Here is a 22877-nt window from a genome sequence, read left to right on the forward strand (position 1 = left end):
AGAGGAAGAATGACGGCGAAGTTTTGCAAGCAGTGCGGGGCGCCGCTGAATACCGGCGCGGCTTTTTGCGGCGGGTGCGGGGCCCGGTTCGAGGCGCCGGCGCCGGCCATGTCGTCGCCGTGGGCCGGCGGCGCGAGCCGTCCCGCCATGGCCTCGCCGTTCGAAAGCGCCGGGGCGGCAGGACGGGGCGCGGCCCGCGCGGTATCGGCCGCGGCGCAGATATTCAAGGGCGGCGGGGCCATGAAAGGGCTGGCGCCGCCCCGCTGGAACGTCGTGGTGGGCGAGACCCTGCCGTCGCCCATGGACTTGCTGAAGGCGAAGGCCGGGGAGATCCTGCGCGGGCCCGTCCGGAAACTGGCGGACGCCGCCCGGCAGGCCGTGTCCGCGCCGGCACCTGCTTCGCCCGCCCCGCGCGCGGCGGGTTCCTTTTGCGCCGGCTGCGGGGCCGCTTTGAAGCCGGGCGCACGGTTTTGCGGGCATTGCGGGAACCGTTTGGCGTAATATCAGGCAAGATGTATATCGAGCTTACAAGAAAGGAATGATATGGACCCGGTAACCATGGTCATCATAGCAGTCGCGGCAGTGCTCGTGCTGTTCCTGATCGGCACGTACAACAAGCTGGTCGGGCGCCGGAATGCCGTGATGAACGGCTTCGGCACGATGGACGTGCTGCTGAAGAAGCGGTACGACCTGATCCCGAACCTCGTCGCCGCCGTGCAGGGCTACATGCAGCACGAGCGGGCGGTGCTGGAGCAGATCACGGCCTTGCGCGCGCAGGCCGTGTCCGGGCGCCTGACGACCGAGCAGATGTTCGCCACGAACGCGCAGTTGGGAACCTTGCTGGGCGGCCTGCGCGTGGCGATCGAGAATTATCCCCAACTCAAGGCCAACGAGAACGTGCTGCACCTGCAGGCCACCCTGGCCGAGATCGAGGAGCAAATCTCCGCCGGGCGCCGGGCTTACAACGCGACGGTGCTGAACCTGAACAACGCGCTGGATATGTTCCCGTCGAGCCTGGTGGGGATGCTTTTCGGGTTCCAGCGCGCCGCGTTCTTCGAGGCCGGCGCGGAGGAGCGCAACACGGTCCCCTCGGTCAATATCGGCGCGCCGCGCTGACCATCGAGATCCTCAACTCAAGGAGGCTGTCATGTTCTGCCCGCAATGCGGAGGCTCGGTAAAGGACGGTGCAAAATTCTGCGAGGCGTGCGGCGCGCCCATGGCGGCAGCGCCGCCGCCGCCCGCGCCGGCGCCCCCGGCGGCGGTCCGGCCCTCCCCGGCGCCGGCCATGTCGGATCCGTTCGACACCTCGGCCTCGTCGGTGCGCAGCGCCGCTTCGCATAACAGCCAGGCCCTCATGGTGCCGGCGGTTATCATCGTGCTCGTGGTCGTCGCCGGCCTGGCGCTCTGGATCAGGCACAAGCGGAAGGAGCCCGGTCCCGCGGCCCCGGTCGAGGTGGAGCAGGCGGCCTCGCCCGTCGAAGAACCGGTTCCGTACGAGCCTCCGCCCGTGAGCGACGAGCCGGTTTCGCCATCGGGCAGCATCCCGTATGAACCGATGCCGGATTGAGGAGCGAGACCATGTTCTGCACGCAATGCGGGCAACAACTGAATGACGGGGCGCGATTCTGCACCGCGTGCGGCGCCGCCGTGGCGGCCCTCGCGGGGAGGGGGGCCGCCGCGGCGCCGGAGCCGCCGCCCGCGGAAGCGAAACCGCAGAGCCCCGACCGGATGCCCGTTCGGACGGAGGCCGAGTTTAGAACCTTCTATCAGAATTCCATTCTCCCCGCGCTGAAGGAAGTCGAGAAGCTGCGGCTGGAATGCCGCCGCCGCATCGTCGCGGTCCGCTGGATCACCTGTGCCTTCATTGTGCTGGTCCTGGCGATAGCCGTGGGATTGAGCAGCCTATGAACGCATCAGCCCGGCAGCCCAAAACGAGGGGGACGAAGGTCAAGCACGCGGTCATTGGCATAGCCATCACGCTGGGCATCATCTTGCTCTTCATGGTTTCCGTTGATCCGGGGATACTCCAGAAGCCGGTTTCACTCCTGATGGCCTTCGGCGCCCTGGTCGTGGCTACCGCCGTTTTGAATTTCTTCCTGGCCCTTGGCCGCTGGAAGCACAGAGCCTTCGTGAAGTACCACGACCAGTACAAGAAGACGGTCATCGAGGCCCTCATCCGGTTCATCGAGCCCAGCCTGAAGTACGAGGCCGACTCCCGCCTTTCGAAGAAGCTGTACGAACGAAGCGGGCTTTATCCGAGGCCGTATGGCCGCTATGAAGGCGACGACTTGATTTCCGGGAAGATCGGGAAGACGCCGTTCTCCTTTTCCGAGCTGCATACCCAGTACGCCACGGAGGGAAAAGACATTTTCGGCAATCCCAAGGACATCTGGCACACCATCTTTTACGGCCTGTTTTTTGTGTGCGAATTCAACAAGATGTTCAAGGGCCGGACCTACGTATTCCCGGACAAGCTGGAGAAGAGCCTCGGCGACCTCGGCGCGGCGTTGCAGAGGGAAAAGACGGCGTTCGGCGAACTGGTCAAGCTGGAGGACCCGGAGTTCGAGCGGCTGTTTGCCGTGTACGGGACGGACCAGGTTGTGGCCCGCTACGTCCTCTCCACGAGCCTGATGGCGCGGCTGACGGCGTTTCAGAAGAAGGCCGGGCGGGAACTCCGGCTTTCGTTCGTGGACTCCGACCTCTACGTCGCCATCCATTACGGGCACAACCTGTTCCAGCCCCCGCTTAACCGGTCGGCGATCAGTTACGACGACATCCGCGGCTACTTTGAGGCCCTGCAGCTCGTGCTGGGCATCGTGGACGACCTGAACCTCAACACGCGGATCTGGGGGGCGCGCGCGGTGGAGCACTTGAAGGCCAAAAGCGGCTCGGACGCCAACGAAGAATAACCGGCACGATGGAGGCCGGGAAAGGAATGGGCATGAAGACGATCGGCATGGCGGGGGCGGTGTTGTTGAGCGCGGTCATGATCGCGGGCGCGGCGGAGTGGGTGACGGAAGGAACGTTCAGCGCCAGTTCCACCTACGGGCCGAACACGCGCGGGAACGTGTTCGACGGCGGGCACTGGTGCGGCGCCAAGAACTGGCAGGACTGGATCCAGCTGGACTTTACCGAGCCCGTCGAGGTGGCGGCCATCAGCATCGGCATGGCCGGCACGGACATCACGACCCAGGACGCCCTCATCACGATCAAGCTGCAGGGCGAGGACGGCGCGTGGGTCGTCGTGGATGAACTCAAGGATACGAACGTCAACTATGAGGAGCTGTCCTTCGAAAAGCGCGGGAATTCCGTGCCCACCTATCGCAAGGACTTCGATCCCGTAGTGGCCAAGAGCTTCCGGCTGGAGCTGGTCGGCCACGGCTGGTTCCGGGCCGAGGATATCCGGATCTGGCGCGCCGGGGCGGAGGTATCTGTCGAGGCGCCCGCGACAGAGGAAGCCGAGCCCGGCGCAGAGGAACTCTCCGAAGACACCGAACGGATGCCGGAGTAGGCGGGTGGACGCTGTGCCGTCCCGCGCGCAAGCGGTTGTTTTTACCAAAACGAAAGGGTGAACGATGAAGGGCTCCGTTTCTTTTTTCATGATCATTTCCGCCGCCTTCCTGACGGTCTCTGGCGTTGCCCGCGCCGGGCCGGATTGGGCCTCGATGCAGCAGGAGATGAACGCCCTGGAGAAACAGAGTGCCTGGCTCGGCAAGGTGGCCCTGTTGGAGCGCGCGGGAGAGTTGGCCAACCAGGGCAACCTGGTTGCGCGCGTCGCGCTGTGCGGGGCGTACCTGGACGAGGACAGCCCCTTCCATGATCCGAGGGTCGGCGCGGTGCTGGCGCGCGACGTGGCGCGGGAACTGCAGGAGTGGGCGGACCAGGGCGACCCGGAAGCGCAGTGCTACCTGGCGGATTTCTACGACGAGGGCTGGGGTGTGGCGCAGGACGAAGAGCGGGCTGTCGACCTGATGCGCCGGGCGGCGGATGCCGGGCTGGCCAAGGCCCAGGTGGACTTGTGCAGGCGCTACCTGTACGGCGAGGGAGTAGAGGAGGATCCCGACGAGGCGGAGCGGTACCTGGACCTGGTCTTGAGTTCGCTTGATCCTGAAGCCTGCTTCGCCGTGGCTTTCGCCTACGGCGATCCGTATCTTTCGATCCGGGTCAAGGACAAGCAAAAGGCCCTTCATGCCTACGAGATGGCCGCGCAGTATGGACACGCGTTTTCCGCGTCCATCCTGGAAGATCTCTATCGAAAAGGAGAACAGGTCCCCCAGGACACCGCAAAGGCGGATTCCTGGCGCCGCAAGGCCGCCGAGCTGGGTTGGTCCGGCGCGGCCTACGAGTTGGCCGAGGAAGCCGTGGAGCAGGAGAACTTCGAGCTGGCCGTCCGATGGTTCAAGGTGGCGGCCGAAAACGGCTGGGCCCTCGCTTGCGAAAAGCTGGCTGAAATCTACGAGGCCGGCCAGGGCATCGAGGCCGACCCCTTCGAGGCCGGCCAGTGGCGCGAGAAGGCCGAGACCCTGCGGCGGGTCGAGGCCCTGGAGCGCGAGCCGGAGAAGGATCGCGTCTCCGAAGAACCCATCGAATCCGATGCGGAGCCGGAGCCTCCGTCCCTGGAGGACAAGGGCTTTCCAGCGATGCCCGATTGAACGGTCGCGCCGGCCGCGAGGCCGCAACCGATCCCGCGATGAGTCGTAACAAGGAGAATGAAGCATGAATCCGCTTGCTGTGATCCTTCCCCCGAGCCTGCGCGCGTTCACTTCTCCCCGGCCGCTCCGGAGCGGCCGCGCGGCTCCATGGCTCATCGCTTTGCCGCTGCTCCTTGCGTTACTGCCCGGGGCGAGGGCGCAGGAAACGGTGGGCGACATCATCAACGCGGCGCAAAAGGTCGGCACGGCCGGCTTCACGAAGTACGACGAGGCGCTGGTGCTGAAGAACATCAAGCAAATCCACCAGTTGCGCGCGCAGGGCCGGATCACGGACGCGCAGTACCAGAACGTCATGTCGTGGCACCAGGTCGAGAACGGGGCGCTGGGCCGGCAGGCGGGCGCCAAGACCGGGCTGATCGTTTCGTTCCAGCAGGTGGACCCCACGGCCGGGGCTTACCGCACGGGCTCGGACACCGATTTCCACGTCCGCCGCAAGGACGGCAAGCCCGTGACGCTGGAAGATATCCAGGCCGTCGAGCGCGCGTACCGGGTGCTGGTCAACGAGGAGGTGAAGAAGCGCAGCGAGGCCTCCGGCAAACGGGTGAACCCGTCGCCTTCCGCGTTCAACACCGACACGGACTTCATGGCCGCGACGGACGGGACCAGCGAGCAGGAGTTCAAGCGCATCGCCGAGTATTTCAAGTCCAAGGGCGCGGACGTGTACACGCGGTACGCCGCGGCGCAGGTGGAAAGCCAGTTGCGGAGCGGCGCGCCGGTCACGCTCGAGGGCGGCCACCAGTACATGGAGGAGATGCAGGACCAGGCGGCCAAGAAGCAGGGCAAGATCGACAAGCTCAAGGCACAGCTGGCGGGCGCCACCGGCCAGGCCGCCGCCGAGCTGCAGGGCCAGATCAACACGCTGGAGTACGAGCGGAACAAGTACATCGCGCGCATCACCAAGGTCAGCGCCGCGCTGGCGGCGCAGGCGGGCGCGCCCCCGCCGCCGGCGCTGTCCACGGAAGGCAACTATGCCGCCGCCGGCCGCCTGCAATTCGCCAAGACGCTCGGGGCCATCGCCGGCAGCTCGTCCGCCAGTCCCGAGATGCGCAGCGAGGCGGGCTTCCTCCTGGCCCTGCGCCTGCACGGGCTGCCTTCCAGTTCCAACGAGCGGGGCGCCATCCTGCGGGAGCTGGAGCCTGCCGTGGCCACGCAGGTGAAGGCCCAGCTCGTGCAGTTCAGCCTGCTCGACAAGACCCGCGAGGATCCGTCGCAGCTGCAGCGCCTGCGCGCGTTCCTGGAGAAGACCCAGACCGGCCAAAAAATGGTGGCCCACATGGCCTGGGCTTTCGACGAGCTGACCAGGGAGCGGAGCCGGGCCACGTCGTCCGCCCAGTTCCTCCAAACCCTGTATTCCGAAATGCGGGCGACGGGTCAGCAGGCCGGCAACCGGGCCATGCAGCTGTCGATGCTGCTGGGGCTCGCCGAGCAGGTCCGCGCCGCGAAGACTGATTCCGAACTGGCGATCGCGGTCGGCAAGACCCTGGCCTCGCGGACGTACTACGGGCTGATCGCCAGCTACATCTACACGGGCGTGGTGGAACAGGACGGTGCGGCCCTGGCCAAGGGCTTGATCATCCTGTTCTGCCCGGAGGCGGCGATCCCGGACGTCGTCAAGGCCATCGGCGACTCGGCGATCGCGATCACGACCAGCGTCGCGTTCGACAAGCAGTTGATGGCCCTCTACCTCGCGGCCCGGTTCGATCCCAAGACCGGCGACCTGCTGGGCATCGGCTCCTACAACGGGCCCGGCGCGCCCCACCAATTCCTTGACGACGCGCTGCTGCCCGGCGGGTACAACGCCGTCAAGGGGCTCTTCGACGAGGCCTTGGCCCTGGCCAAGCAGAAGAACCTGTCGGTGGAAGTCCTGGGCGGTCTCAACGCGGTCGGCGCACAAGCCCTGGTACGGGCGCTCGACGCCACGGTGATCAACGGCGAGCCGCTGGTGATGAAGGAAGACGGCCGGGTCCAGGAAGCCTGCGCCCAGGTGCGCACGGTGACGTCCGTGATCAACGACTTCGTAGAAGGCCTCGGGTTCGCGGACAGCGTGCCCCGCCAGGTGGACGGGTCCTGGTCGCACCCGAACCTCGAACCGTCCGCGCAGCGAAAGCTGAAGGAGCTGCTGGTGTTGCGCAGCCAGAAATGGGCGGACGTCAAGCAGGCCCTGGGCGACGCCATCCGCGCCAGCCTCGAAACGCGGTATCGCGCGGAAAAACAGCTCGGTGAGGGGGACCAGAAAGCCCTCGAGATGCTCGCCGAGATCGAGCAGATCCTGCGGGAACTGGGGATCTACAACTTCGGCATGGCCGCGATGGACTACGACGCGTCGTTCAACTTCATCCAGCGCGCGTTCTTCGTCAGCGCCAAGGAGCAGAAGATCAAGGCCATGGAGGTCATGCAGCGCTACAAGGCCGCCTACTCCGCGATCCTGGCCCTGCGCGAGACGGCCGAGAGCGTTTGCGCCGCCAACGGCGGCGGCCGGTTCACGCCCCGCCTGCTCACGGGCACGCCCCCCTTGACGGCCGATCCGGACCTCGACCGCGCCATGGCGGTCAAGTTCATCCAGACCGCGGTGAAGCAGTGGGAGAAGGACAAGGGAACGCTCCTGTGGATCAAACGCGACGGGCTCAACGACAACCTCGCCGGGCTGGATAGCGATTTCGACAAGCGGATCCTGCGGGAATACTGCGATTCGATCATGATCCAGTACAACGCCGAGGCGATACGCGATGCCTCGGCCCGGGCGGGGCAGCGCCTTCAGCAAGTCAACCGCACCGCCGGAGTCGATCCCGGCGCGGAGATCGTCGAAACCCCCTGGGGGTGGCAGGTCACCCAGGAGCAGAGCGAGAAGAGCCCGGCGCAAGCGCGCGCCACGATCACGCGTGAGCTAAACCGCCAGATGCAACTACTGGACGAGTTCAAGGAAAAATACAAAAAGCAGGATGGCACGCTGGTCATTCGCCCTCCCGCCGCCGTGCTCGAGGAACGCGCCGAGGCGCAGAAGATGTATGTCTTCCGGGTGGAGTCCCGCCACGTCCCGGCCGAGGCGGTGTTCACCTGGTTCGTGAACGGCCGCGAGGGTGGAAAGGGAGGGACGATATCGCATGCCTTCGCCGCCGCCGGTATCCACACGGTCACCGTGGTGGCGGCCTGGGTGCCGTCGGCGCGCGTCAAGCGGGCCGGGACCGCGAAAGCGGAGCTGCGCTGCGCCATCGGGGCGCCCGGCTCGCAGGCCGGCCGGGAACCCGTGCTGACCATCGTGGTCCCGGCGGAACTTGCCGAAGGAAAAGGGGTTACGGGAAAGAAGTACAGCTTCGGCCTGGCGCCGACAAATATCCCGGACAGCGCGGTTTTCTCGTGGTTCAAGGGCCTGGAAGCGCTCCCGAAGGGCAAGACCATCGAGCTGACGTTTGCGGAAGCGGGGCGCGTGGACCTGTCCGCGTCCGCCGAGTGGGCCGTCGCGGGCGAGGCGGCCGTCGAGGAAGTCTGGGCGCGCGCCTCGTTTACCATCGGCCCGGCCGGATCCGGCGCCGTGCGTATCGAGGGGCCGGCGACCGCGAAGGCGGGCGAGGAAGTCACGCTGACGGCGGTGATCCCGCCGACGGCGGGCCTGCGCGCGGAGGACGCCCGGTACGAATGGAAGGGCGCGGAGAAGAAGCCGGGCGGGAAGGCCGTCTTCAAGCAGCCGCCGGGCGAGTACACCGCGCACCTCGACGTCTACGTCCAGGATGCCCTCAAGGGCTCGGCGGATCACCCGATCAAGGTGACGGAGCCGCCCGTGGAGATCAGGATCACCCAGCCCGCGGACGGCACGGAGACGTCCCAGTCCACGACGCCCCTGTCCTTCACGATGACCGGGCACGAAAACGTCGCCAGGGTGTCGGTGATCTGGAACGGGAATGCGGCCCAGGTGCCGGTGGGGCCGGCCTTCACGGAGGACACCCAGGCGCTGGTCCCGGGCGACAACACGTTCGTGGTCGAGGCCGCCACGAAGGACGGGAAGACCGTCCGCAGCGCCCCGGTGCGCATCAAGTCCACGCAATCCCCGGAAAACCGGTTCCGGTTCCACATGAAGTGGCAGACCGAGGACACGGACATTGACCTGCACCTGTCGGCGCCCGGCGGCGGCCATTGCTTCTACGGGAACAAGCCCACGGACTTCGCGGAGCTGGACGACGACGACCAGCACGGCCCCGGCGACGAGATCATCACGCTCCGGCCGCTGACCCGCGAGGGCCGTTACCGGCTCTACATCCATTACTACGCCGACAACATGTCCGGCCGGGATACCCCGCCCGCCACGCCCGTCTCCGTCACGCTGCTGGACGGCGCGCGCCCGGTCCAGACGTGGAACCTCTCGCTGGGCGGCGTGGGGGATGAGCAGACCGTGATGACCTTCGACTGGGGCGTGACGGTCGAGATCCTGCCCCCGCCGAAGAAGCGCGTGATCATCGGCGAGACCATGGCGCTGGAGGTCAAGGCGGCGGCGCCGCAGGGCGCAAACCTGTTCGGGACCGCCACGCCCGCCGGGAAGATGACCTATCTCTGGCTTTCCGACAACAACGTGGCGTTCTCGCCCGACGAGAGCGAGAAAGGCCGGACCGTGGCCCGGTTCACGCGGCCCGGGAAAACCCGGATCCATGTCGCGGCGCGGACCGTGGAGGGCGGAAGCCAGAAAGTGGTCGCGCGGTCCGAGGACGTCGAGATCGAGGTCGTGCCGCCCGGCCTGACGCTCGAATTCGAGCCGGCCGAACCCTGCGTGGGCCAGGAGGTCACGGCCCGGGTCGTTGCCGAGCCGCCGCTGCCGAAAGAAGCCCTTCGATTCCAGTGGTATGTGGATGGGCCCACGGTGCGCTACGGCGCCAAGGAGGCCGGCGCCTACGTGTGGGAGTACACCTTCACGCCGAAGAAGCCCGAGCCGATCAGGATCCGGGCCGAGGCCATCACCACCGAGGGCGACGACGATGCCGGCGAGGCGGTCAAGACCTGCACGGCCCGGCTGTACGAGATCCAAACCGCGGTCAAGGGCGCGGTCTTTTCGCCGACACCGGCGAAGCCCCGCACGGACTTCAACACGGACGAGCATGTCGAGGTCGAGGCGTCTATCGCCCCGACCCCGGACGGCGACGTGCGCTGGAGATGGACGGCCAACGAAGGCACGACCCTGACCGCCGATATCAGCAAGACCGCCCGGGCCTACCGGCACGAGCCCGGCGTCGCGATGTTGACCGTGACCGCCCGGAACGGGGACGACGTCATCCTCGGCACGGGCACGGTCAGTTTCACCGTGGTCGAGGGCGGCACGGGTCCGAAGGCCTCGCAGAAGAAGATGGACGAGGCCCGCAAGGCCTGGGCGGCCGGGGAGATAGACAAGGCGGTCACGCTCGCCGGCGAGGCGCAAACGGCCAATCCAAAGGACGAGGCCATCCGGCGCGAGGCCGACCAGATGCGCAAGGACCGGGACGCCATCAAGCTTGCCGTGCGCGACGGCGAGGCTTTGCTGGGCCAGAAGAAACTGGCCGACGCGGAGAAGAAGGCGGACGAGGCGCTGCAACTGAACGGGAAATATCCGCCCTCGCTGGCCCTGCGCGACAAGATCGCCCAGGCCAAGAAAGACATGGTGGACGGCTGGCAGCGGGAATACCAGAAGGCGCAGACCCAGTACAACGCCGGCGACTTCGCCGGTGCCCAGGCCACCCTGGCGCCCGTGCTGAAAGGCATCCAGGAATCCGCCGGCCTCGCCCCGCCCGCGCTGGCCGGACAAGTCCAGGACCTGCAGAAGAAGATCGAGGCCGCTATCGCGCAGCTCAAGAAGGTCATGGCCAAGTCCGCCGAGATCACGGGCCTGCTGGGCCAGAACAAACTGCAGACCGCGATCAAGGGTCAGAACGACCTCGTGAACCTGGCCACCGGGCTGCCCGGCGATGGCGCAAAACGCATTAAGGACGACATGGCGAGCAAGATCGCCGCTGCGCAGCAGAAGTACAACGCCTTCATCGGCCAGAAGGACCAGGCCCACAAAGCCGCGGCTGACAAGCTGGACTGGAAAGCGGCGAAGCAGGCGGCCGAGGGCAAGCGGGAATGGGAACTCGCCCCTGCGGACGAGAACAAGCTCAAGGAACAGGTCGCCACCGCCGAGCGGAAGATCAAGGAGCAGGACGACGCCCTGAAGGCCGCGGACGCGGCGGAGCAGCAGGCCGGCTCCGGGACGCCCGCCTACTTCCTCGGCGGGCAGGCGGACCAGGCGATCCAGGATTTGAAGCAAAAGCAGCAGTTGTTCGGCTCGTGGGATCCGCGCCGGGCTCGGTTCGACCAGGCCATCCGGAAACTGGAAACCCGCAAGAAGGGGGAAAGCCTTTGGAGCCAGGCGAAGAACCTTTACGAAAGCGAATTTCCCAGGGTACAGGACCCCTACGATACCACGCTGCTGGAGAAAATCCTGGGCCTGTGCAAGCAAAGCCTGGACTTCGCGCCCGTCGAATCGCGGCGCGGGTTCCTCGTCACGCTCGAGACGCTGATCCGCGAGCGCAGGGAGAAGGCCGAGAAAAAGCGGAAAGCCGACCAGCTCTGGAAACAGGCCAAGGATCTCCTGGAGAACAACGGGGACATGAAGACCGTGGAATCCCTGTGCACCCAGAGCGTCCGGATCGATCCCTATCCCAGCGACGCCCACAAGGACTGGCTGTCGAAACTGCAGAGGGCCAACAAGCTGTGGGCCGAGGGCAAGCAGTTCATCGAGCCGCCGAAGGACATGGAGAAGGGCCTCGCCACGTGCGAGGAGAGCATTTCTCTGGCGTCCAACAAGTCCCGGCGCGATTTTGTGGCCGGCCTCCGGCAGCGACGCGCCCAGGCCCAGACCCTGCGCGGCGAAGGCGAACGAATCGAACAGGGCGGCACGATCCCGGACCTGCAGAAGGCCCTCGACAAGTACAGGGAGAGCCTGCGGCTGTGGCCCAATGCGGAACTGGAAGCCTACATCAAGCGGCTGCAGGCGAAACTCGACGGCATGATCGCGGAGGTCGTGCGGGGCCGGGAGCGGAAATACATATTCAGCAATTACAACATAGACGGCGTAAGCGAGGGATCGCCCCAACCCCCCTCGTTCACCGTCCAGACGCCGCAGTTGATAGAGTTCATCTGCACCTATCACTATAACGGCGCCAAGGGAGCGCAGCCTGGCACGATAGGGCTGCGCGACCAGAGCGGCCGGGTCTATGGCCCGTGGGAAGCCGGCATCGACGTGGAACTCGGGGGACGCTGGACCAACATAAACTGGGTCGTATTCCCGGGCATCACGATACCGCCGGGCACGTACACGGTGATGGATTCCGAAACGGCGACGTGGTCGTACAACAGTGTTTCGCGCGGGATCGGCTTCGCGCGCGTCGGCGGGTTCGCGCAGCCGGTCACGGTTTCCAGGGATTGCATTATGAGCGTGGCCATGTCGGGCTGCGGGGCGGGAGGCACGGCCGTTGACGAGAACGGCGTCGAGCACACCTACACGTTCTTCCAAAGCTCGGTGACCGCGACCGTCGGCGCCGCGCAGCAGGCCCGCATTACGGTCACCATGGGGGACGGGAAAGAGTACAAGGCGGAAGGCACCGGCCGTGCGGCCCTGACCTTGATGATCCCGCCCAATAGCCGGTACACGGTGCATATCCAGAACCTGACCGCGACCGGCCACTGCGAGTCCGTTCAGTCCTTCGAGACGGACGAACGGGGCCAGCCTCACGAGGCGGGAAGCATCGAGAAGCCGAAGCCGCCCGAGTGGGTCAAGAAAGTGACCGCGGCGGACTTCGTGGGCAGCTACCAGATGACGGATCCCACGAGAACGTTTGAGGCCTATAACGGCACGTGCGTATTGAGCGACGGCGGAACCGGTATCGCCCAGGAGCAAAACTTTGGCAAACTGGTCGGTAACGATCATGAGGTGGCCGGGGGTTACTACAAGATCCTCTGGCAGTTCAATCCCGGGAAGAACACCTTTGTGTTCAACTGGCGGACGCAGCCCGACCGCAGCACCTGGGGTTACTTTGAGGGGCAGATCTCGGGAGAGAGTTCCTCCGATTTCACCTTGAGCGGCCGCTGGGCCAACGGAAATCCCGGGCAGCTGCGCCTCCGCCGGACCTCGCAACCCCCGGTCCCGTCCGTCAACTTAAGCGGCAAGTGGATTGCCTATCAGAACAACAACAAGGTGGCGGACTGCGAAATCCGGCAGGACGGCCAGAATCTGGTCTTCATCATCACGAGTCGCACCCCGGCGCCTCGTTCGACCGGCAAGTTCCTGGATGCCGGTACGGTGGTGGCCACCGACTGGAATGCGGCCAGGGCCACGATCCGGGACGGCGGCCAGCGGCTCGACTGGGGCGATTCGGAATGGGTGCGGCCGGGCACGAATCCGACGGGCGTGGGATCGGGATCCTCGACCGGCGAGGGCTCGACGGACACGACAGCCTCATTCAACCCCACAAAAGATCCTGCATTGCTGCAGGAAGTCGTGGGCAGATGGCGAATCGTTATTAACACATATCCCGGATGGCTGGAGCTCAACAGCGGGCCAGAAGGATTGACCGGGCGAAACATCACGGATAAATGGGGCGTCTGGGTTAATCTTGTCAACCCGCAATATGATCCCGTGTTGAAGGAGATCAGATTTGGTCAAGCCAATAGCGCACAACAATTCAGAGGAACGCTTCGAAATGGCGCTCTAGAGGGGACCTTTGATGGCGTTTACAAGTGGTCGGCTACGCGTTGACCTCCGAACTAAAAAAATCGCGGACGTGTAGGCAAGATTCTGAAGATTCATTTCCTGGCGAGGGCTCATATGAGAGCTCATCTACTCAGTATTTCTGTGTTTCTCATCGCCGGCTGCGCGACGGTGGAGCTGGCGATGGACTCCGACGCGTACAAGGACAAGTGGGTCCGGGTGACGGAAGGCGACATGGGCGAGGAGGTTGATGGATCGCCCCTTTTTATGCCCGTAAAAAAGGAGCCTGCCATGAAAACCAGTGATGCGCATTCACCTCCCGGCGGCATGACCCGGCGCGAGTTGATAGCGCTGTCCTCGTTGGCCGTGGCGTCATAGGCAGCTCTTACAGACTTTTACGGCATTGGCTCGGAAATATTTCATGCATAATATACTTTTAATTAAACGGTTACATAATATTATGAAAATTCGATATGGAATATCGATATTTCATTATTGTATTAATAACTCATGATTGAGCGATCTCAACTGTTTCACGCGGTGGGGACGGCCTTGGGAAGAAATCCGGTAGCTGTCCTCCTGGGCCCACGCCAGTGCGGCAAAACCACCCTTGCCCGCATGGTGATCCGGGATCGGGCGGATGTCACTTTCTTTGACCTTGAGGATCCCGCCACGCTGGGGAGTTTTGACAACCCGGCCCTTGTCTTGCGCGATTTGCGGGGGTTGGTGGTGATTGATGAGGTGCAGCGGCGGCCGGACCTTTTCCCCCTTCTGCGTGTCCTGGCTGATCGCGATCCTTTGCCGGCGCGCTTCCTTCTGCTGGGAAGCGCTTCTCCATCCCTGTTGCGGCAGTCCTCGGAATCCCTGGCGGGACGCGTCGAGTTCATTGAAATGGGCGGGTTCAGCCTGGCCGAGATAGGGCCCGAGGCCTGGAAGAAACTCTGGTCTCGCGGCGGCTTCCCGAGATCGTTCCTGGCGGAGTCCGATCCGAATAGTCAAAGTTGGCGCGATCAGTTCATCGCGACGTTCCTGGAGCGGGATATTCCGCAACTGGGTTTGAATCTTCCCGCCCTGCAACTTCGCCGATTCTGGAGCATGGTGGCGCATTATCATGGCGCCAGTTGGAACAGCTCTGAAGTGGGAGGGGCCCTGGGGGTGGCCGACCACACGGCCCGGCGGTATCTGGACATCCTGTCCGGCGCCTACATGGTGCGCATCCTGCCGCCCTGGTTCGAGAATCTTGGCAAACGACAGCGCAAAGCGCCCAAGGTGTATCTTCGCGACACGGGGCTGCTACATCGCTTGCTGAATATCGGTGAAGGCGCGGCTCTGTTTTCGCATCCCAAGTGCGGCGCTTCGTGGGAGGGCTTTGCCCTGGAGCAGGCCGCCAGGGTCCTCGGGCTCACGGAGGTCTACTTCTGGGCCGTCCACGGCGGCGCCGAGCTGGATCTGTTCTGCCCGCGGAACGGGAAGCGTTACGGGTTCGAATTCAAGTACAGCGATGCCCCGGCAATAACTAAATCCATGCGAGAAGCCTGCAAGCTCCTGATGCTGGAGCGGCTCTTTGTTGTGTATCCCGGCCCACGGGAATACCCGATGGCCGACCGGGTGTCGGCCGTTCCGTTGTCCGGGCTTGGCGCCATTTCGATATGAACTGCGATGGAAATGAAAGGACCCTGCCATGAAGACCAACGATGAGCATCCCCCTGTCGGCAGAATGACGCGGCGCGAGTTTATGGCGTTGTCGTCCCTGGCCGCGGCGGGGGCGCTGACGGGGTGCGCCACCAATCCGGTGTCCGGCAAGCGGCAGTTGATGTTCTTCGGCAAGAGCAGCGAGCTGGAGTGGGACCAGGAGTCCGCGCCGCACCAGTTCTCGGCCGACTACGGGGCGGTGCAGGACGCCGCCCTGAACGCCTACGTCGCCGAGGTCGGCGGCGCGATCACGCCGCACGCCCACCGGCCGAACCGGCCGTACAACTACCGGTGCGTCAACGCCTCCTACATCAACGCCTACACCTTCCCGGCGGGCAGCATGGCCACGACGCGGGGCATCCTGCTGAACCTCCAGAACGAGGACGAGCTGGCCGCGCTGCTGGGCCACGAGATCGGCCACGTCAACTACCGCCACACGGCGGAGGCCATGACCAAGAACCTGATGATCACCGGCCTGGTGATCGTCGCCGCCCTCGCCGTCGAGGCGAGCACGGGCGAGGAGGAGTACACGCCGTGGATCACGGGCCTGGGCGCGCTCGGGTCCGGCCTGCTGCTGGCGAAGTACAGCCGGTCCAACGAGCAGGAGGCGGACAAGGTGGGCATGGATTACATGGTCAAGGCCGGCTACAGCCCCGAGGGCATGGTCGGGCTGATGGCCATGCTGAAGAAGCTGGACGGCGAGAAGCCGTGGCTCGTGTTCCGCATGTTCTCCAGCCACCCTTGGGGCAGCGACCGGTACGACGACGCCGTCAAGCGCGCCGGCTCGAAATACGCCCATCTGCGCGGGCAGCCGCTCCGCCGGGAGCGGTACATGGACATGACCGCGTCCGTCCGGCGCGCCAAGAACGTGATCGAGGAGATCCAGAAGGGCGACGACGAGCTGTCGGACGAGAAGCTGGACGCCGCGCTGTCCCACTACGGCAACGCCCTGCGGGCCGGCGCCGACGACTACGAGGCGCTGCTGAAGATGGCCAACGCCAAGCTGGCGCAGGAGAAGCCGTCGGAGGCCCTGAACTTCGCGCGCAAGGCGCGGGCTGTGTATCCCGCCGAGCCGCAGGCCTGCCACATGACCGGCATGGCGCACCTGGAGTTGCGGCGCTACGGCGAGGCGCTGGAGCAGTTCAACGAGTATGCGAACCTGCTGCCGGGCAATCCCCTCATCACCTACTACCGGGGCCGCGCCTGCGACGGCATGGGCCGGAAGGCGGACGCCGCCGAGTTCTACCAGCAGTTTCTGAACCAGGTGGAAGCCGGCGAGGAAGCCGAGTATGCGAGGAAAAGACTGACGGAGTGGGGATTTCTGGAGGAGGCATGAAAATGAATAGGACCGCGGCTCCTTGTCGTTGCCGGATGTTCCTTCTGGCGCTTGGGCTGGCCGCCTTGGTGGCGGCGTCCGGCTGCATCATGCGCATGATGTACGCGGATTGGCCGAGCGAAGTGGCGATGGAACCGGAGATCGTGCGCCTGGCTGGGCTGAATACCGAGCATGACGATTACAATGTCGGACTCCCGCCCCCGTCCATGGGCTTCGACGCCCTGCTGGTGTTCGCGAGCAATGCGCGTTCGCAGGGTCGGACGTTCGGTATCGAGACCGGGCGCCTGCGCGTCCGGCAGGATCCGTATTCGCCCTATGAAAAGAAGGACATGAGGCGCCCCGTGATCCAGGCTGAACGCGGCGGGCGGTTCGCTTTCATCCCGGAATCCCCGCACAACGTGCGGGGGCCCACGGGGTTGTTCAACGCCCCCAGGAGGCCGCGGCCCTATCCGCTGGTCTATTCCAATCTTCCTCCCGCGGAGGCCCGGCGAGGCACGAACGACCGGACGGCGAAAATCGTCGCCGATTTCGACAGCGGCGGCGCAGGGTATGTCATGGTGGCCGAACCGTTGTCCTGGAGCGAAGGCGGCCGGCCGGGGGACGGCGATGCCTGGATGTTCGATTTGGACGAGGGCGGTCGCCGGGACCTGTATTTCGTCGGGAAGGATGGAAAGCCGCGGCCCTTCTTCGGGAACCTGCCGGAGGCGGACGACGCCTATGCGACGTATGATTTCCGGCGGGACGAGTTGTACTTCAGCTCGAACCGGTCCGGCCGCTGGCAGCTTTACCGCGTGAAGAACCGGCCTCGCGTCCAGGACTTCAACCAGTGGCTGGGCGACGCCTCGCGGGCCGCCGACATCGAGCCGGCGCGGGAGTTCGAATCCGACGGGAACACGATGGCGCCGGTGGTGGACGGCGACTGGATGTTCTTCGCGTCCGACCGGAAGGGCGGGTATGGGCAATACGATATCTATGCCTCCAAGCGCGGCGCGAACGGCTGGGAGCGGCCGGTCAACCTCCAGAAGCTGATGCCGCGCGGGGTATCGCTCAATACGAAGGCCAATGAGTTCCGGCCGTGCGCGTTGTCCCTTGGAATCGCGCTCGAAGGCAACGCGGGTCATCGTTTCGACCAGCGGATCCTCGTGTTCTCGTCCGACCGCCCCGGCGGGCTGGGCGGCTATGACCTGTACCTGACCGCGTTACCCGAGAAGACGAAGGACTGAACACGCCGACTTCCGCCGTCGGTAGTCTGTAGTTCCGCTGTTGCAGCTGGATGCGCGCCCGCCAGGGGAGGCAATCATGACGGAGCTTAAAAAACAGTTCTGCGGACAATGCGGAGCGCCCCGGGCGTCGACTGCGCGCTTCTGTACCCGTTGCGGCCAGGCCTTTTCCGCGACCGCGCCCGATGCGGGCCCCGCCATGGCGCCCATGCCGGCCAAACCGCCGCCGCGGGAGATGTCCAGCCCGTGGCACACAGCGCCCGGGCCCGGCGCGCCTGCGCTCAAACTGGCGCGAGTCCCGGACCGCCCGAAGGCCGGTCCCGGCAAGCGAAAGGTCGGGTGCCTCGGCTGCCTGGGCAAGATGCTGCTTGTCCTGGCGCTGGCCGTCGGCGTCGTCGCGCTCGTGGTGTTCATCCGCGGCCGGCAGCCCAGCCGTAACATCGTGGTCGGCAAGCGGGTCTTCGTCACGAAAGAGAAGGTCGGCCCGGAGGGCGGCCGCGTCGCCGTGGAGGCCCCGGGCCATCCGCTGAACGGGTTCGCCATCGACGTGCCGAAGGACGCCTACCCGCGGGCGGTTTCGTTCGACATCGGCTACCAGCCGATCCGGGAGCACAACTTGGGCCCGGATTTCCATCCCGTGACGCCGCTCATCAGCGTACAGAATGGCGGCGGGTATGCGGAAGACCCGGTGACCGTGACCATCCCCGTCCCGGACGACCCGGACAAGTTTGCGATGGCGTTCTACTACGACCGCCGGTCGGGCCGGCTGGAGGGCCTGCCCCTGGCGGGCTCGGCCCCGGGAAGCATCACCGTGGTCACGCGACACTTCAGCGACGTGGTGGTCAGCTCGATCGATATCCGCATTTTACAGGGAGAGGTGGATGTTGACACCGGATTCAAGCCGGGGTTCGACGATTGGCAATTCACCAACCATGGATCGCTTGCCGCTCCCGTGGGTCATTGCGCGGGGCAATCCATCAGCGCCATGTGGTACTTCTATGAAAAACGGCCGGGCGAGCGGTGCCTGTACGGGCGCTATGACAACAACGACCGCGGCTACGGGACCATCGACTTCTGGCAGGACGATTCCTGGGGATATCGCCTGGCGTCCGCCGTGCAACGGGACTGCAATTGGGACCGTCAGGCCGCTCAATTCATGCGAAAGCTGCAAGCGTATCAAGACCGATTGACGATGAACGCCTTCAGGTACTCCATGCTGCTTACGCGCTCTCCCCAATACATTGCGCTGGCCTCCTCCACCGCTCCCAACCGGCATGCCGTCATTGCCTATCGAATCGCATCCGGCCGCCTGTACGTGGCGGACCCCAATTACCCGGGCATCGAGCGCTTCATCCGCTACGAGGACGGCCGGTTCCTTCCCTACAACTCGGGCGACAATGCGACGGCCATCGCGGAAGGCAAGGAAATATCCTACGACCGGATAGGGTACTGCGCGGGCAGCGCGCTGGTGGACTGGCCCCAGGTGGCCCGGCGCTGGGGACAGATCCAGGGCGGTGTGGCCGGCGACGATTATTTCGACGACGCCTTTACCCTGAAGGTGCTGGAAGCCGAGGGCGATCCGCCGGAGGAGGAATGGGTGGAACTGGCCGACGGCTATGAAACCGACGAGGGCAAAACAGCGCGGCCCCGGCCCGACCTGCGGGGCAAGATCGCCGTGGCGCTCTTCACGCCCACACCCCAGCGGTGTCTGTCGGCCTACCGCGGGACCCGCCTGCTTGCGCGGCAGGTCGCGCCGGCCGGGAGTTTCGCCATCGTGGAGCTTGAATTGGAAAAGGGCGTGAACGACCTCGGTTTTCTGGTCGAGCAGGAGAAGACCCACCAGGGCGAGACGAAGTGGCGCTACGTGGATTTCCAGCGTGTGACCGTGAAGTACGAGGAGGTCGACCTGGCGGGCCGCTGGAAGGGGACGCTGGCGATCGAGGAATCCGAGAAACTCATGCGATTCCTCGAGGAGATCGCCGTGTGGCTGGTCAGAGGCATCACCGGCGAGGCCGACGAGCAGAAGATACGGCAGAATTTCCGCGACCAGAACAAGACCCCTCCCGAGCCGAAGGAATTCATCCTGCAACTGGAAGCGGTTCCCGGCCGGAAGGACGCCTACGATGTGTACTACTATGACACGAAGGAGGACGGGGACACCGTCGAAATCCGCGACCGCGCGACCTACAAGGATGGCGTTCTTTCGTTCAGGCTGAACCATCCCGACGGCGCCGATCTTGTCTTTGAGGGGCGCCTGAAGGACAACCAGACCCTGTACGGCACCTTCAGCGCCAACCTGTGGATTATCCTCAGGAACGCGATATCCGGCCGATGGGAAGTGGACCGGACAGATTGAACAAGCACAAAGGAGGTTGCGATGAGTCGATGGAAACTGCGTCTGCTCATGCTATGCATCGCGCTCCCGATAGGCGCGCATGCCGGCAGCCTGTACGAGCTCCGCTGCGAAGACTGCGGCTACGAGGACCGGGTCAGCTTCGGCGGCGGCATGCTTCGCGGCCAGATCACCGGGTACTGCGCGACCTGCGAGAAATTCGTGCAGGTGGACTTCGAGCGGGAACGCGGCGGCCCGGAGCCGGAGGGCATGGCCTGGGACTCGATGACCGGGCGCCTGCTGCGGCTGTTCGCCTGTCCCGGCTGCAAGAAGCAGTTCGCGGAGATCCCGTCCCCCGAGGCCTTGGCCCGGTGCCCGCGGTGCGGAAGCGAGAAACTGGCGAAGGCGCTTCAGCTCCTGTTCGATTGAATCCCGGCCTCTCGGAACTCCGCCCTCCAGGCCTGTTGCTGGAGGGCGAGCGTCCCCGCGAGCCGTCATACCAGGTACGGGTGAGAGGCGGTACGAACGGCGTCGCAGAGCTCCGCCCTCCAGGCTTGTTGCTGGAGGGCGAGCGTCCCCGCGAGCCGTCACTGGCCCGACGACGATTTCTTCACCTGTGCGTGCGGCGCATGGGCGAGGACGTAGCGTTTCACCGCCTCGAAGTTCTCCTCTGTGCAGAACAGCGGCACCGGTCCGTACAGGCCGCGGGAGACATAGACCAGGCGCATGGACGGCAGGAGCTCGACCGACTTGACGTCCGGCCATGGGATGAACAGGTCGTCGCAGGCCCGCGCGCCCTTCCTCATGAGCAGGTGGTGCAACTGGCCCGTAACGGCGGCGGCCGTCGCGGCCGTGAACTGGCCCATGTTCCGCAGTTCCGATCCCGCATGGTAGTGCGCGCCCTCTTCCGTCACCGCGAAGAGCCCCTCCGGGCCGCCCTTCGGGCGATGCGTGAGCCACGCCGCCCACAGGTAGGACAGGCCCAGGATCAGCAGGACAACGCCGTTGATGATCAACACCGCCGGCCAGGCGTTCAGGAAGATGAAGAAGCCCGTGATGGGCGTCGTGATAATGGCGTAGAGGGCGAAAACGTATCGCCAGTACATGGGATAGGTCGGCCGGAACTTGCCGAGCCAGACGATGCCCACCTGGTGCTCTTGGCGATCCGTCATTTCGTCGGTGCGTTTTCCGCGTCCCCGGCGGCTTGCATCGCGACACCCCAGACCCAGCGCCACATCCCGACCGGCTTGCCGACGATCTTCGTCTTCGCGCCGATGCCCCAGTCCAGCAGTTCCATCTTCGCCTCCGGCGAATCCAGTTTCACCACGCAGAGCGGCGGCGCCTCGATGCTGACGGTAACCCTGGTCGGGTTTCCCTGCGCGTCGGTTGCGTCCACGGTGGCGGCCTTCAGCGAGCGGCCTTTCCACTCGATGGTCTTTTCCTTCGGCTCGCCGGAGAGGTTGTATTTGATGAACTGGCCCACGCCCTCCTGCTTTTTCTTAGGGTTCGGCTTCAGGTATTTTCCCGGCACCTCGAACGGCCGGTGGCCGGCAATCTGCACGTAGGCCTTCCGGGCCTCGCCCGGCCCCTCGCCGGTATCCGGCACCAGCAGGCGCGTCACCACGGCGGGCTGGTCGTTGGTGTACACCTCGATCTCCATCCAGTAGGCCTTCTTCCCCTTGCGCTGCTTCACCTCGTCGAGCACGGAGAAATACATCTTGTGCTCCTCGGCGCCCTCCCGGCCCGTCAGCTTGTACAAACCCCACGAGCCGGGGACGAAGCGAAATTCCCGGCCCAGCATGGGGACCGGCTGCTGCCCCTGCATGGGATCCGGATCGGCGGCCAAGGCGCCCCGGGCGATTCCGGCCAGGAGCGCCGGGCCGATGAACCCGCGGACCCATTGGCGCCATCGTCGAATAGTATTCATGTGCCCACGCTAGTCATCCGAGGGAGCGGAATCAATGAGAAAGGGCGGGCGGCTTCGTTCTCACGCCGGCCGCGGCGCGGGCTGCAGTTCGAGCAGGGCGATTTCCGGGAGGCAGTTGAACCGGACGGGCAGGCAGGCCCAGCCGATTCCCCGGGAGATGAAGACGCGGACGCCGCGCGGAGAGGTGCAGAGCCCGCTGGAATAGTTCTTGTTCCGCACCGGCAGGACGGGCGCGCCGAGAAACGGCAGGCGCACCTGCCCGCCGTGGGTGTGCCCGGAAAGCATCAGGTCCACCGGGCGCGAGAAGGCCGTGTCGGCGGTGTCCGGGTTGTGGGCGAGGACGATCCGGCATTCGGAGTCCGGCACGCGGCGCAACAGGTCGTCCAGGTCCCGGTGATCCTCCCACAGATCGCCGGCGCCCGCCAGCCACAGCCGCTGCCCGTCCCGTTCGAGGGGCGCCGTTCTGTGCCGCAGATCCTGGCCCGTCCGGGTCAGCCAGTCCTGCGACCGCGCGCTGTCCGCCCAGTGGTCGTGGTTGCCGAGCACCGAGTAGACCCCGAGCGGGGCCGACAGCCGGGCCAGCTCGGGCCAGACGGCGTCGATTTGAGCCGCGGATCGCCTCTCGTGAACGTAGTCGCCCGTGCAGAGAATCAGGTCGGCGCCGAGCGCGTTGGCGCGCCGGACGACGTCCCGGACCGCCGAAAGCGGAACGAGCGCGCCGAAGTGCAGATCGCTCAAGTGCGCGATCCGCAGGCCGGCGAAGGCGTCCGGCAGGCGCGGGACGACCAGCCGCCGCCGGCTGGTCACCACAAGATGGCGCTCGATGAACAGCGGGTAGCCGGCGGCCAGGCTGCCGGCCCCAACATAGCCCGCCAGTTTCAGAAAACGGCGGCGGCTGATCCCTCGCGCGGTCATGTCCACCCTATGGACCCGCTCCCGGCTTTTTACACTCAA

General features: G+C 65.3%; 17 protein-coding genes. 14 read left to right on the forward strand and 3 right to left on the reverse strand.

What is annotated here, in order from left to right; translation table 11 throughout:
* Positions 1 to 9 precede the first annotated feature (9 nt).
* The 14 genes from KA248_00260 to KA248_00325 all read left to right on the forward strand — a co-directional run bounded on the left by KA248_00260 (position 10) and on the right by KA248_00325 (position 20425).
* Positions 10 to 501 (forward strand): zinc ribbon domain-containing protein, encoded by a 492-nt coding sequence (locus KA248_00260; protein MBP7828325.1) that lies wholly within the window; start codon positions 10 to 12, stop codon positions 499 to 501.
* A gap of 42 nt (positions 502 to 543) precedes the next feature.
* Positions 544 to 1116 carry a LemA family protein gene (locus KA248_00265; protein MBP7828326.1) on the forward strand — a complete coding sequence of 191 codons (573 nt, stop codon included), beginning with the start codon at positions 544 to 546 and terminating at the stop codon, positions 1114 to 1116.
* 31 nt (positions 1117 to 1147) lie between these two features.
* Positions 1148 to 1567: a zinc-ribbon domain-containing protein gene (locus tag KA248_00270; protein ID MBP7828327.1), complete on the forward strand. Its 420-nt coding sequence runs from the start codon at positions 1148 to 1150 to the stop codon at positions 1565 to 1567.
* Between the two features lie 11 nt (positions 1568 to 1578).
* Positions 1579 to 1908, forward strand: coding sequence for a zinc ribbon domain-containing protein (locus tag KA248_00275; GenBank protein MBP7828328.1), 330 nt, complete (start codon positions 1579 to 1581; stop codon positions 1906 to 1908).
* Positions 1905 to 2909, forward strand: a complete 1005-nt coding sequence (locus tag KA248_00280) for a DUF3137 domain-containing protein (GenBank protein ID MBP7828329.1) — start codon at positions 1905 to 1907, stop codon at positions 2907 to 2909. Before KA248_00275 ends, KA248_00280 begins: the two co-directional genes overlap by 4 nt.
* 32 nt (positions 2910 to 2941) lie before the next feature.
* Entirely contained in the window at positions 2942 to 3511 is a 570-nt protein-coding gene (locus tag KA248_00285) for a discoidin domain-containing protein (GenBank protein MBP7828330.1), read from the forward strand.
* An 88-nt stretch (positions 3512 to 3599) separates the two neighbouring features.
* A complete protein-coding gene (locus KA248_00290) occupies positions 3600 to 4652 on the forward strand; it encodes a sel1 repeat family protein (protein ID MBP7828331.1) in 1053 nt (350 codons plus the stop codon).
* 64 nt (positions 4653 to 4716) lie between these two features.
* Positions 4717 to 13464, forward strand: coding sequence for a hypothetical protein (locus tag KA248_00295; protein ID MBP7828332.1), 8748 nt, complete (start codon positions 4717 to 4719; stop codon positions 13462 to 13464).
* 96 nt (positions 13465 to 13560) lie between these two features.
* Positions 13561 to 13794 carry a hypothetical protein gene (locus KA248_00300; GenBank protein ID MBP7828333.1) on the forward strand — a complete coding sequence of 78 codons (234 nt, stop codon included), beginning with the start codon at positions 13561 to 13563 and terminating at the stop codon, positions 13792 to 13794.
* 132 nt (positions 13795 to 13926) lie between these two features.
* On the forward strand, positions 13927 to 15069 hold the full coding sequence (locus tag KA248_00305) for an ATP-binding protein (protein MBP7828334.1): 1143 nt from the start codon (positions 13927 to 13929) through the stop codon (positions 15067 to 15069).
* A 28-nt stretch (positions 15070 to 15097) separates the two neighbouring features.
* Entirely contained in the window at positions 15098 to 16444 is a 1347-nt protein-coding gene (locus KA248_00310; protein MBP7828335.1) for a M48 family metalloprotease, read from the forward strand.
* 35 nt (positions 16445 to 16479) lie between these two features.
* Complete coding sequence (locus tag KA248_00315; protein ID MBP7828336.1) at positions 16480 to 17667, forward strand: PD40 domain-containing protein; 1188 nt, start codon at positions 16480 to 16482, stop codon at positions 17665 to 17667.
* Between the two features lie 205 nt (positions 17668 to 17872).
* Positions 17873 to 20020, forward strand: coding sequence for a hypothetical protein (locus KA248_00320; protein ID MBP7828337.1), 2148 nt, complete (start codon positions 17873 to 17875; stop codon positions 20018 to 20020).
* Between the two features lie 21 nt (positions 20021 to 20041).
* Complete coding sequence (locus tag KA248_00325; GenBank protein ID MBP7828338.1) at positions 20042 to 20425, forward strand: hypothetical protein; 384 nt, start codon at positions 20042 to 20044, stop codon at positions 20423 to 20425.
* A 158-nt stretch (positions 20426 to 20583) separates the two neighbouring features.
* Here KA248_00325 and KA248_00330 read toward each other — a convergent pair whose 3' ends face one another.
* Genes KA248_00330 through KA248_00340 form a run of 3 tightly spaced genes read right to left on the reverse strand, consistent with a single transcriptional unit; the run spans position 20584 to position 22877 of the window.
* Positions 20584 to 21168, reverse strand: coding sequence for a hypothetical protein (locus KA248_00330; protein MBP7828339.1), 585 nt, complete (start codon positions 21166 to 21168; stop codon positions 20584 to 20586).
* Positions 21165 to 21923: a hypothetical protein gene (locus KA248_00335; protein MBP7828340.1), complete on the reverse strand. Its 759-nt coding sequence runs from the start codon at positions 21921 to 21923 to the stop codon at positions 21165 to 21167. The genes KA248_00330 and KA248_00335 overlap by 4 nt, the downstream gene beginning before the upstream one ends.
* Positions 21924 to 21983: 60 nt before the next feature.
* The gene (locus KA248_00340) at positions 21984 to 22877 is read right to left on the reverse strand and encodes a metallophosphoesterase (protein ID MBP7828341.1); all 894 of its coding nucleotides are present in this window, start codon (positions 22875 to 22877) and stop codon (positions 21984 to 21986) included.

Source organism: Kiritimatiellia bacterium, from assembly GCA_018001225.1.
Taxonomy (GTDB): Bacteria; Verrucomicrobiota; Kiritimatiellia; order CAIQIC01; family JAGNIJ01; genus JAGNIJ01.